We start from the raw sequence: 13,227 nt of genomic DNA, 5'->3' as shown, positions 1-13,227 counted from the left end.
TTTACAACCTCCAAGAGTATGTTTAAAGCGCTTCCATTAAATCTTTATTTTTTACATAAAGGGCCTTATAAATATCATAGTAGTGCTGATAGAGTCCTAGATTTGCATCATCGGGATTTATTACAGAATCAATACTTACCCATTCAACTACATCTTCAATATTTTTATACCATCCCATAGCAAGTGCACATAAAAATGCATTTCCATATGAAGCACCGATAGTGACTTTTGGTATAACCTGCTTAATCCCACAAATATCACTTACGGTTTTTAACCACAGTTTACTTTTTACACCTCCCCCAACAGCAACAATACGTTTAATATTTAAGTTTAGCGCTTTCATTTCATCAAAATTATGACGAATTGAAAATCCAATGCCTTCCAATATTGAACGGTACATGTCTGATTTGGTGTGGTATAAGGAAAGACCAAACATTATTCCTTTTGCATTAGCATGATGTATAGGTGTACGTTCTCCGCTAAAATAAGGGAGAGTTACTAACCCATTGGAGCCTGGTGGGCTTGTTTCTGCTGCTTGTGTTAATTGTGTATATGCTTTATCGATATTTTTTTTATCCCTATTTAATTGAGTTTCACCCATCAATTGGTCTATAAACCATCTGGTAATAGAACCTGCTGTTGAAGTTCCTCCTGTAACAGTATTTAAATTAGGGACTGCATGTAAACTAGGCCATAACTTCTTTGTTATAGACAATGAATCGGAAACTAGAGTAAAAAACGTGGAGCTGCCATACATTAACATCAAGTCTCCCTTATTAACCGCTCCGACGCTAATTGATTCTGATAATGCATCCGCAGTTCCAGCAATCACCTTTGTCCCGATTGCTAGGCCTGTTTCTTCAGCTGCTTTTTCTGTAATACTACCGACTATTTCATGACTCCATACTATTTTCGGAAGTTTAGGTAAATCTGTGACATACTTTGATGTTTCATGATCCCATTTCATGTTGTGAATATTGAATAGAGGAGAGTAAGAGGCTGCAGTATAATAATCTATGGTGTATTCATTTGTAAGTTTGTAAGCAATGTAACCCGTTCCACTTAAAAACTTATACGTCTGTTCGTATGTATTTGGTTCATTATTACGAATCCACAATATTTTAGGTCCTGCTGATTGAGAGCTGAGTGATTGGTTAGAGGTAGCAAAAACCTTCTCCTCACCAATTTTTTTGTTAAGATATTTAATCTCATCTTCTGACCTTGTATCTACACCGTATAATATTGCTTTCCTTAGAGGTTGACCTTTGGAGTTAACTGGTAATACTGCTGGAGCGATAGAACTAGCACCAACAGCATTTATTTCTGAAGGGTGAATGGAAAATTTTCCACGAGCATCATTAATAATTATCTGACATATTGTCTTGAAATCATGCCACCATATATTCTCAGCATCATGTTCAGCCCATCCTGGTTTCGGAACTTCCATTTTATGCGGGATCGATGTTTGAGTTATTATGTTTCCAGATCGATCTACAAGTACACCTTTTGATTCATAGGTGCCAATATCTATTCCTAAAACATATGACATTTCATAATTACCCCCCATCAAATAAAATACTTTCATTTCTTATCTTTATACTGATGTGTATCTATACAAATGTTAATTTTCCATTAAAATCCAAATCAATTTGTGCACCATTTTCAACTTTATTGGTAACGATTTCATCTATTTCGTTAATATCACAAATATTTACTAGAGATGACTTCCCTACTTTGGATTTATCAACTAGTGCTATTACTTTATTCGAACGTTCAATAAAAGCACGTTTAACTTCGGCTTCCTCAACACTATAGTCTGTAGGACCTGCTTCGTTACTTAAACCGGCTAAACCTAAATAGAATTTATCAAAGTTAAATTTTTTGATTGTATCCAGTGCAATACTACCAATCATAGACATTTCTGACTTTCTCATTAGTCCTCCAATCATGTAAACTTCATGACTACTTTTAGAAAGAATAGCAGCTTCTTGAAATGATGATGTAAAAATAGTTAGTCTTTTCTTATTCAAAAGTTCTTTAGCCAATTCAACTGCGGTTGTACCTATATCGAGCGCAATAACTTCGCCTTCATTTATTTGTTCAGCAGCGTATTTCGCTAACTTCTTTTTCTCTTCAATGTTATGATCAATTCTATGGCTATACATTGGTTCCATACCCAATATCGGTAAAGATGCTTCACCTCTGTTTCTAGCAATTAATCCCTTTTCATTTAAAATGGCTAGGTCTCGCCTAATAGTTACTTCTGTAACATTAAATTTTTCCGCAAATTCTTCTACAGAAACTGGAGATTTTTTGTTTAAATATTCTAATATTTGATTTTGCCTTGAAGATACCATTGCTTACTAACTCCTGACATGAATTATTTATTTTAAATTGTTTGAATATATTATCTATTTTAAAAATTACCATATCGAACAATTAAAGTCAATTAATAATCGAAAAAAAACATAAAAAAATCATATACCGAACAATTAAGAACATTTTTAAAAAAATATTGTTTCTTAAAACAAATACTATCCGTTTGTAGGAAAATATATTTCTTACCTAATATGTAAGTAAAACTCTATATTTGGTGGTAAATCGAATGTTCTCTTCTAATTTACTGTTATCTGGTGTTGTTTCGAACAAAGATGCTTTTCTTGATCATTTATTTGATTAAAATGTTCAAATGTAATTTATTTCGAAAGGATATGGTCATAATCTTATTTTATAACAAATACAAGCTCGTATAATCTTATAAATTATAGAGTGCCGATATAATTTTGAAATCGAGAGTAAAGAAAACGTTCGTTTAACAGTTAATATATAAGTAATAGTGCTTTATTTGTCTGTTATAAAAAAATAAACGTTAATCCTTCTTTAGGATTAACACTAGATAAACAAGTTCATATATCCTCTGTTCTAGGAACTTTCAACCTTCTTAAATGGTTGCTTATAAATGATTGTAAATTGTATTCAATAGTAAAGCGGCATGTAAACCCCCTGCTGGTACTAAAGCATTCCCTTTCGTTTTTCTCATCATTTTCTTCCTCTTCCTATGCGTTCCCTTTCATTCCATAAGGAAACCCCCCTCCTCTATGGTCCATAGCAGGAGTGGGTCAATGATATAGAATGATAATGCACTTACAATATTAGATTCACTAACCACAGTATTTTAATTTTTCTGTCACATTAAATGTTAATTAGGTTTGGTGAAACTTGCCCCTGGCGTTGAAAAAATAATAGACTGATTCTCTGTTCGTTGTGTTGCTGAGTAAATGTCTCACTTTTCATATAATTTGAGGAGCGATATTGCAAGGATTGCGGTACCGTTTTTAAGAGCATCTAGATTGAATGACATATTGGGGTGGTGGAGTCCTGGCTGAAGGTCGGTGCCTAGTCCTACCATGGATGCTTTTATTTTTGGTAATTTTGTGGTAAAGAAGTGGAAGTCTTCGCCTCCAGGAGTTACAGGAGGCGGAACGAGACCTTCATCTCCTAGCACTTCAATGATTGCAGATTGTATCACATCCTCCATTTCTTGATTGCGGTTTGCCGCCGCCATTTTTGCTTTAATTTCGTAGCTTACTTTAGCCCCATTTGCCTGTCCGGCATAATCAATGGCTGTATATAGTTTCTGCAAAAGTTCCTCCATTGCTTCATTTGTTTGGGAACGAATGTCTATACTGAATTCAGCATCATCAGGGATAATGTTAATATTAGATCCGCCAGCATTTACCTGGGTTACCTTAACAGAGCTTGGAGTGGTTGGATCTACCTTTATCGAATTGACCGCGATGATAATTGCTCCTAAGGAATCTACCACGTTAATTCCGTGATTTGGCCTTGCCCCGTGTGCCTGAATCCCTTTGATATACCCTTTTATTAATGTAGCAGCACCGTGGTATATGGCAGGCGAAGCTTGATTAAAATCCATCTCGATCTTTGGACGGACATGAATGCCCAATAGGTAATCAACATTGTCCAATGCGCCTTCTTTTACTAGAGTCAACGCCCCTTTACCCGTCTCCTCAGCTGGTTGGAAAATGAATTTTACTGTTCCTTTTTTTGGCTTAAATCCGATTTCTCTTAAACATCGAGCAGCAGCCAGCACCATTGTCATATGTGCATCATGGCCACAGGAATGATTCGCCTGCCATTCACCGTTCACCTTTTGCCAAAGTGCATCCATATCTGCTCGTAAAGCAATTGTTTTACCTGGCTCTTCCCCAACCCAATTCAACACGACTGCAGGATGTTCCTCAAATGTTTCAATTTGAAAATCATAATCCTTTGTTTGCTCTATAATATAATCCTTTGTTAGGTTCTCATGCCAACTTATCTCAGGATTACCATGAAAATGTTTGTATGTTTCTAAAATGTATGCCTCATGCTCATTAACCCATTGTTGTATTTTCATAGTTATCCCTTCTTTTTTCTAAGACGTAGTATCCCATATGCTCATCTATTAATACACCTATGATTATATATTGTTCGGAAAATAAATGTGTCATCGATTCTCGAACCTTCATTCTCCATTGTAAGGCAATTGTTGGGTTCTCAGCTTTGATTTGTTGAACGTTCTTTGGAATGGGAATTAAAACCTCATTTTTAACATCGGTGCAATATTTTTGATCCGGAATGGAGACTTTACCAACCGAAGAATAAGCATAATATAGAGGATAGTTGGACCAATGTGGATGAGAATTTTTACTACCTTTTGATGCCTCTATAACCACAGATGACTGTAGGTTCCACTCTAATAGCAGTCGGTCAGATGGTATCCCTTTATTAATTCGATCGTCCATATTTCCATAGTAAGATTTAATATATTTTCCAACCATTCCACCGAGTTTCGTTAAGTTTAGATACCCATTTTTAATTTCAAGAGGGTCAAATGTCCAAATGATTTTCTCATACCCTTTTTTTAATGCCCATTCTCTTTGTTTGAATTTTAATATTTCCCCCAAACGTTGATTTCGATATCCATTAGTGACACCCATCATATGTGAAACTAAGTAAGGTCTTTCATTGATATTTTCAAATCCTGGGAAACCGTAACAAAACCCAATCACTTGGTTATCGTTGAGTACACCGATAACAGAGCCTCCATTATGAATTGCGGCTACAAGCTGAGGGACGGAGGAAATTACTCCATCCCCCCATATTTCTTTTTGAAGATTTACTATTTGTTGAAGTTGATCTACCTCCGTTATGTGCTTATAGTGTAACACTTGCGGCATAAGAATCTTCCCTTCTTAACACTTTGCCAGCTGTAGTTCCTAAAAATTTACCGTTTTCAGCAGCGAGTTTACCGTTTACAAAAACAAAGTGAATTCCTGTTGGTTCCTGTAATGGATCATTATACGTTGCCTGATCACGAATTTCCCCTGGAGCGAAAATAACAATATCCGCCGCATAACCTTCTCTTAGTAATCCTCTATTTTTGAGTCGCAAAAGCTGTGCAGGTGCTCCTGTCATTTTTCGAATCGCTTGTTCAAGAGAAAGAGCTTGCTTTTCTCTTACAAAGTGTCCTAGTACCCTTGGGTATGTACCATATAAACGTGGGTGTGGCTTACCTCCAAAGATACTATCAGAACCTACAATTTGTAGAGAATGCTTCATTCCCTCAGTAATAAGCTCTTCATCTCCCCAGTGCACGAGCATAGTTATCCCAGCGTTTTCTTCAAGGAGAAGCTTAATGGCTGCATCTGCTGGATCCAGATCTAATTTATATGCAATGTCTACCATATTTTTACCTTCAACCCACTTATTTGCTTCCGTAGATACTGATGTTAAGGTAATATTTTCCCAGCCACAATTTAGTACCCAGTTTTCATAATCTGCATTGTTTTCTAGTTCATCCTTAATTTTTATTTGAATGTCTGGGTCTTGCAGCTTTTCTAGTAACTCTACTGTACCCCCCATATGCATAAAAGGAGGTAAAATGGCATGGAAAACGGTTGATCCAGCTGCATAAGGGTATTGGTCAAATGTAACTTCAATTCCTTCTATCCGGGCTTCCACCATTTTATCTAACGCCTTGGTATAATTTGCTCTGTTCAATTTTCCAGCAACCTTAAAATGAGAGATATGAAGTCTTACACCAGATTGTCTTGCTACATCAATTACTTCATCTAATGCTTCTAGTGATTTATTACTTTCGTTACGGATATGAACAACAAAACAACCTTTATATTTAGCAGCACCTTTACAAATTTCTATTAATTCGTCCTTACAAGAATACAAATTAGGAGGATAGACAAGTCCAGAAGATAAACCAAACGCACCTTGTCTCATCCCTTCTTCCACAAGTTCTCTCATTTGGACCATCTCTTCTGGAGTAGCCTTGCGTCCCTCAAATCCCATAACTAAGGTCCGAACAGCTCCGTGAGGTACTAGATAAGTAGTATTACCTGCTATCTTAGATTCTTCTAGAAATCCTAAGTACTCAGTGATTGAATTCCATGGCCAATCTCCAATATCTCCGTTTAACCCTTTTAATTGTTTTTGCCAGAGTGGTTTTGTTGTCCTCGAAACAGGTGCCACAGAAATACCATCCTGTCCTAATAATTCCGTTGTAATACCTTGGAGAACTTTTATCTTATGAATCTCTGGTCTTGTAATTAGAAGATCAGAGTGTACATGGGTATCTATAAAGCCTGGAGTTACAGCCATATTGCTTGCATCAACAACCCGTTTCGCTTTCTTACCGCCTAAATCCCCAATTTCAGATATGACCCCATCCTTGATTCCAATGTCTGTTTTTGTCCAGGGGTTTCCTGTACCGTCATACATTTTTCCATTTTTTATTATAAAATCAAACATGAATAACCCTCCTAGTTAACATTTTATTTTTATTTCAAGCACATGCACTAAAAATGAATATTTTCTAAGCAGTCGGTAACCCAGCAGCAGCGTTTTTTACTTCATCAATTGGATAAACTGGCCGTTGAATATTTTTATATTTAAAGCTAGTAAAATCCATTGTGGTCAAACCAGGTGAATCAACCGTTATAATCTTTTTACTAATTGGCTCAAATGCTGCTCTGAAATGCTGGCTAGACTTGAGTGCAACGATTTTATAAGTGGAAACATCTATCCCATGCAAAAGGAAAATTTGTTCATCTAACACCTGTGATTTTACTGAACAAACAATAATGTCAACACCATTCACTTGAAGTCTTGCAGATTTCCCTAGATTTACTTGTAACCCTCCCCACATTGGAGATGATTGAGTAAATTGACCATCTGTGACACTTTTCACATAGGCTATTATTTGTAACGGCTTCCCATGAAGTGAGTCTGTTTTTCCACCAAGCTCTACTTCAATAAATGATCCCACTCCGGCTTTATGAGCGGCTAGGGCAACTTCCTGATCAAAAACATATCCAAAGCATGCCTTTTCTAAATTCATAGACAGCATCGCTTCCAATAGATAGGTGCCATCTCCTGGAGTTCCGCCGCCCGGATTATCAGAGGTTTCATTGATTACAACAGGGTACCCATTAAAAGCTAATGCCTGTTCTATCCCTTCTCTCGGAGACGGTATATCTAAAAAAAAATGTTCTCTCATTTCCCAAACTTTCTGAGAAACATCCTTTGTGATTTGATTCGCAAGGTCACAATTGTTATTGGTAATCGTTAAAACTGAAACACCATTTATGGACGTATCGGTGTATGGAAATCCATGAAAGAATGTACAGTCGATTACTACAGGTTGAGCTTCCCAATTCCAGCATATCTGATTAATATCTTTAACAGGAGATAAGTTAGAAGTTGATGTAGGAATGATAAGTGGTAATTTCTTCATACTCATAACCGGTTTAATTTCTTTCTTAACAATCTTAACAGCAATATCAATTGCCTCATTGCCACGTTCATAAGAATCAATATGTGGATAAAAATTCACTCCTAATAAAGCATCAGCTTCCTTTACCATTGTTTCAGTCAAATTTGCATGTAGATCTAATGTGCAAATGATTGGGATTGAGTATCCAACCACTTTACGCACCTCGCACAATAGATCTCCTTCCATATCTTCAATTCCTTCTACAACACCCGCTCCATGAAGGTTTAAACATATGGCATCAGCTTCTTCATTTATAATTCGTTGGATAAGTTCTTCTTTTAGTTCTTTATAAGTTTCTTGAGTAATTAGGCCAGATGGATATGCCATCGCCGAGAGAGTTGGAATGATTTCAATATTTAATTCTTCTGCTCGATCAATCATTCCACCTAAATAATCCCTTACCCTACGATGACTATCAATTATTTCCTGTCCTGATTTCCATTCCCAAAGTTGAAATGTATGCTTCGTTGTTTTATCAACTGCGAAGGTATTTGTCTCATGTGAAATTTGCCCGATAATGAACTTCATTTCATCCTACCCCTTATATAGACTTGGTTATCATTATTTAAAAAGAAATTTATTAAAATGCGGCTAATCTCTTTCCATTCTATTAAAAATACTACTGGGAATATGAACAACGTCATACTCCCATTATCTGATTCAAATTATATGTGCATTTCCCTATAAAAAATCTGTCATATATAGATGTTCTAATTTATTCAAGTCCCTGTATATTACCAAACAATTGTAATACCTCTGCATCTTTTAAGTAACTATTGTCCTCAACTAGTGGTGGTAATGTCTCAGCCTTCGGTCCGTTTGGATAATACTCATCTACATTTTCCTTTGTTAAAACAACTTGTGGTGCTGGAGTTAGTTCTGGTGGCTCTGCGCCATTCACAATGGCGACTCCCATTGCGATTAGGTATTGGCCCCATTCTGACATGAAGATACTACCTTCCGCCACCCAGTTTGGATTATCCCTTAACTGCTTTAAGGCCTCTTCACTTCCACCAAGTCCTGCAACAATGGTATTGTCTTCTCTACCTGCCTCTTCGATTGCACGTAGTCCACCAATTGTGGAATCATCATTTACAGTATAAAATAAAATATTACGATCTTTTGGTACTGTTTGAAGCACATTTTTCACAGATGTGTAGGTTGCTTCTAGTTCTGACTTGCCATCAACTTGAATAAGATGGTCTCCCACTGTTGTAGTAGTTGGTACAATTGATTCTGGTTTAACCTGTTCTAAGCCAAGCTCATCAGCAACTGTTACATAAAAATAACGAACACTGTTATTTACTTCATATCCTGCAGTAGCACTCTGAGCAATGATTACCGTCGTATTTTTTGCGTTCCAGCCTCTTTCTTTAGCGGCTTCTGCTACAATTTTACCTGTATCAATACCTAATTGCTGGTTACTTAAGTTAAACCAATGACTCCCTGGTACGGGAATATTTACCGCTATACTTGGAATTCCAGACTCATCAAATACTTGTTGAATTGATTTACCTACACCTTCAACTCCATTGTATTCAATAATTAAATCTGGCTTATCTTGAACCATTAATTTTGCGTTGTTAAGAGCAGTTGGACCATCAAAGTTATTATTATACGTTTTAAGTTTGATACCAGCTTTTTCAGCTGCTGCTTTAACACCATTTCCTAACTCAACGAACATTGGACCAGCTTCTGTTACGTTAGCAAACGTAAAGTAAAGCTCATCATCACTTCCAGCACTTTTTGTATCTCCTTCATTTTCTGAAGATGTAGATTCCTCTGAAGAACACGCAGCCGTAAATAGTAACGAGAAAATAACCATGGACACTAACAGGAATTTTATCTTTTTCAAAAACATTACCCCCTATTAAACTTTATTTTTGTATTTAGAAAATCTCTTAAATTATTAAAATTGATAGCTAATAGAAGTACAATACCAGTTACGATTTCTTGATAAAAAGCTTGAATTTGCAAAATTGCCATTCCGTTTGTTAGTGTCCCTAAGATAAGAACCCCAACTAACGTTCCGATAATTCCACCTCGGCCTCCTGCAAGAGAGGCTCCGCCTAAAATAACTGCGGTAATTGACTTAAGATTTGTTTCAACTCCCATTGTTCCAGAACCAGCCATTAATTGACTTGCAAGAACAATTCCAGCAAATGCGGCCAGAAAGCCACAAATGATAAAAACAATATTGATATTTAAATTAACTCGGATCCCCGCCAATCTACTAGCTTCCTGATTTCCACCAATGGCATAAAGGGATCTTCCAAAAGACGTATATCGTAAAATAAAGAATCCAACTGCACTAAAGACGATAAGGATTATAACGTGAATTGGAATACCAAACACCTTATCTGCTATCACTGAAGCATTAGGGTTTTCTAGGATTGTCGTTAAACCTCCAGTTATTACTTTTGCTAATCCTGCAGTGATAGAAAGCGTTCCTAGGGTTGTGATTAATGGATTAATTTTAAACTTAGTAACAAATACCCCATTGATTAGTCCTACCAAGCCTCCAACAATAACTACAAGTAATATTGCTGTTATCGTATCAAGCCCAGCATTAGATAGAGATACAAAGAGCACCCCTCCTAAAGGGACAATCCCACCAACGGATAAGTCAAATCCCCCTGTGATTAGAACAAAAACTTGACCAATTGCAACAATTCCTAGTACTGCAATGTTGTCTAAGATGTTAAGAGCATTTGATGTACTAAAGAAATTTTCAGTTGTAATACTAAAGAAAAGTATAATAAAAAAATAAAAAGCAAATAATCCAATCGCCTCAATACCTATACTACTCGATAATAACTTTTTACCATTCCCAGGGTTATTGGTACGTATCTTAGTAACATCTGTATTCATGCTTTTCTCCTCTCCTCTAACGCTTGATTAATCTCCTGCTGCTAGTCTTAGCGCTTCCTCTTCTGTTTTTCTTTCACCCTTTAGTTCCCCCACTAACTTTCCGTCTCGCATGATAATAAGTCGGTCGCAGACAATAATTGCTTCCTCTAAATCTGAGGTAACTAATAGTGTAGCCGTACCATCTGCTGCTATTTCACGAAGTCGTCTATGAATCTCTAATCTTGCTCCAATATCTACACCACGAGTAGGTTCCTGTAACACCAAAATTTTAGGATTCATCGCTAATCTACTTGATAAAAGCACCTTTTGTTGATTTCCTCCACTCAGTTCTCCTACGTTTTGCCATAGACCAACTGTACGAACATTAAATCGCTTAGAAAGAGATCCTGATACCTCATTCTCTTTTTGGAAATTTACAATACCAAATTTAGATAACACATTTAGTATAAGAAGGGAAATATTCTTTTTAATTGACATACCTAATACTAGCCCTTGTTTCTTTCGATCCGGTGGTACATATGCAATTTTTTTACTCTTCGCTTCGATTGGAGTTTTAATAAGTTTTCTTTTGTTACCTTCAATTTCAATTTCACCTTTAATATCAGGTCTTAATCCGACAATCCCCTCGGCAATTACTTCAGCTCCACAGCCTCTAACTCCAAATATTCCGACAATTTCGCCCTTTGATACGCTAAAATTTATATCTTTAAGTTTAGGTAATCCTTCCCAATTCCATTTATTTACTGAAAAAACGTGGTTTACATCTTGTTCATCCATAAATTGAGTGGTCTCTAATTCTTCCTTTTGCTGACCTAACATATGGAAAATGAGCGTTTGATGATCTGACATTTTTGTTTGTTCCGAAGCCACAAACTTTCCGTTTCGAAATACATCAATTCGATCACTATAGCGGAACACTTCATCCATTCGATGAGATATATAAACAACCCCTACTCCTTTTTCCTTTGCTAGCGTACCAACCATCTTAAAAAGATTATTACTCTCATTTTCCGTTAACGAGGCTGTAGGCTCATCCAATAAAAGTATTTTGGCATCCTTGGATAAAGCTTTTAAAATCTCAACCAGTTGTTTATCAGCCAGTTTTAATTCTGACATTTTCTTCTCTACATCTATCTCAATTCCGAACCTCTTAGCTTCTTCTTTTGTTTTCCTAATAATTTCCTTGTGTGATACAAATCCACTTTTTTTCGGCCACCTTCCAAGCAAAATGTTTTCAGCAACCGTCAATTCTGGAACATATGCCAATTCCTGCGGTATAAATGCAACACCGTGCTTTAAGGCATTTCTAGGAGGAAACAATATAACCTCCTCACCATTCATGACAATCTTTGCACCTTGATCAGGCTCAATTACACCTGCTACAATTTTTGAAAAGGTAGATTTGCCTGCACCATTCTGTCCAATCACAGCTACAGTTTCCCCAGCCTTTAATGTAAAAGAGACATTTGAAAGCACAGTTGTAGGACCGTATGTTTTGGATGCATTTCGTATTTCTAGTAAATTATCACTACCTGAAGCCATTCTATTACTCCCTTCTGATTTCTTGGCTACTGGCGACTCAAGTAAGAGAAAATCTCTTTTCCTAGCTTACCTATCAACACCGCAGCTTCATTTTCAGGATTAAAAGCTCGATCAGCACAATTCTTTGAAAATACTGTAAAAACGTATTGTTTATTTTTAATAAATATATAGCCTACATCACAACGTACTCCCATGAAAAATCCCGTTTTGTTTGCGATTTGGATATCTTGCGTAACACCTAATTCCTTAGCGTACGGATTGTAAGGGATATATCTAGGAAATAAGTCCAAATATTGCTGTCTAGCCATAATATCAATCATGACATCTTTGATTTCCGGTTTGAGGATTTTATTATTCAATATCTTTTCAAGATAATCTACAAATTCAGCAGATGTCGAAACAGCAAGGTTTTCAACGTCTTCCCCTATCGCTTGAAAGTCAATTATATTTCGGAGCTCTGTATAAGTATATCCATACTTTTTGATATGAGTGTTTACAACGTCAATTCCACCAACTAATTCCAATATCATATTTGTTGCGGTATTATCACTTAGAATGATCATGGCAGTTGCAACATCTCTAATTGGATATTTAGAGCCAGGGGTAAATTCCTTTATAACACCTGATCCACCAACTTGATCTCCTGCTCTCATCTCAATCAAATCGGTTAGAGAGTATTGGTCATTTTGTACTTGCTCAAGCATCGCTCCTAAGATAAATACCTTAATTGTACTGGCGGTCGGAAATACTTCATTTTCATTATACGAAATAATCTTGTCACCTTGTCTACTTCGTACTTCCAAAGATATTGATCCACTAAAATCTTCAAGCAGTGAGTCAATGGACAGTCTTAAATTTTCAAATTGCTCAATCATTATTATCGCAACCTTTCTTTTTGTAGAGTATTTAAATTTATCGTCGTGGAATATCAAGGTGAAACATTTTATAGTCTTACTTATGGA

At 36.3% G+C, this 13,227-nt stretch carries 10 protein-coding genes; all 10 read right to left on the bottom strand.

Annotation, left to right across the window (positions count from 1 at the left end; all coding sequences use genetic code 11):
• Positions 1-22 precede the first annotated feature (22 nt).
• The 10 genes from CKJ95_RS20125 to CKJ95_RS20080 all read right to left on the bottom strand — a co-directional run bounded on the left by CKJ95_RS20125 (position 23) and on the right by CKJ95_RS20080 (position 13,140).
• Positions 23-1,549: an FGGY-family carbohydrate kinase gene (locus CKJ95_RS20125; RefSeq protein ID WP_180271613.1), complete on the bottom strand. Its 1,527-nt coding sequence runs from the start codon at positions 1,547-1,549 to the stop codon at positions 23-25.
• A gap of 61 nt (positions 1,550-1,610) precedes the next feature.
• Positions 1,611-2,357, bottom strand: coding sequence for a DeoR/GlpR family DNA-binding transcription regulator (locus CKJ95_RS20120; RefSeq protein WP_099355244.1), 747 nt, complete (start codon positions 2,355-2,357; stop codon positions 1,611-1,613).
• Between the two features lie 926 nt (positions 2,358-3,283).
• Positions 3,284-4,420, bottom strand: a complete 1,137-nt coding sequence (locus tag CKJ95_RS20115) for a M20 peptidase aminoacylase family protein (RefSeq protein ID WP_257215878.1) — start codon at positions 4,418-4,420, stop codon at positions 3,284-3,286.
• Positions 4,398-5,243: a GNAT family N-acetyltransferase gene (locus tag CKJ95_RS20110; RefSeq protein WP_099355242.1), complete on the bottom strand. Its 846-nt coding sequence runs from the start codon at positions 5,241-5,243 to the stop codon at positions 4,398-4,400. The genes CKJ95_RS20115 and CKJ95_RS20110 overlap by 23 nt, the downstream gene beginning before the upstream one ends.
• Positions 5,221-6,828, bottom strand: coding sequence for an N-acyl-D-amino-acid deacylase family protein (locus tag CKJ95_RS20105; protein ID WP_099355241.1), 1,608 nt, complete (start codon positions 6,826-6,828; stop codon positions 5,221-5,223). The genes CKJ95_RS20110 and CKJ95_RS20105 overlap by 23 nt, the downstream gene beginning before the upstream one ends.
• Positions 6,829-6,892: 64 nt before the next feature.
• Positions 6,893-8,380, bottom strand: a complete 1,488-nt coding sequence (locus CKJ95_RS20100) for a M81 family metallopeptidase (RefSeq protein WP_099355240.1) — start codon at positions 8,378-8,380, stop codon at positions 6,893-6,895.
• A gap of 187 nt (positions 8,381-8,567) precedes the next feature.
• Complete coding sequence (locus CKJ95_RS20095; protein ID WP_180271611.1) at positions 8,568-9,707, bottom strand: sugar ABC transporter substrate-binding protein; 1,140 nt, start codon at positions 9,705-9,707, stop codon at positions 8,568-8,570.
• A gap of 5 nt (positions 9,708-9,712) precedes the next feature.
• Complete coding sequence (locus CKJ95_RS20090; protein ID WP_099355238.1) at positions 9,713-10,723, bottom strand: ABC transporter permease; 1,011 nt, start codon at positions 10,721-10,723, stop codon at positions 9,713-9,715.
• Between the two features lie 27 nt (positions 10,724-10,750).
• A complete protein-coding gene (locus CKJ95_RS20085) occupies positions 10,751-12,265 on the bottom strand; it encodes a sugar ABC transporter ATP-binding protein (RefSeq protein WP_099355237.1) in 1,515 nt (504 codons plus the stop codon).
• 26 nt (positions 12,266-12,291) lie between these two features.
• Complete coding sequence (locus CKJ95_RS20080; protein ID WP_099355236.1) at positions 12,292-13,140, bottom strand: serine hydrolase; 849 nt, start codon at positions 13,138-13,140, stop codon at positions 12,292-12,294.
• Between the last annotated feature and the right edge of the window lie 87 nt (positions 13,141-13,227).

It is taken from the genome of Fredinandcohnia onubensis (assembly GCF_002734285.1).
GTDB classification, from domain to species: Bacteria; Bacillota; Bacilli; order Bacillales; family Bacillaceae_L; genus Ferdinandcohnia; species Ferdinandcohnia onubensis_A.
Note: the sequence above shows the minus strand (reverse complement) of the source record. Positions and strands in the feature narration are given on the sequence as shown.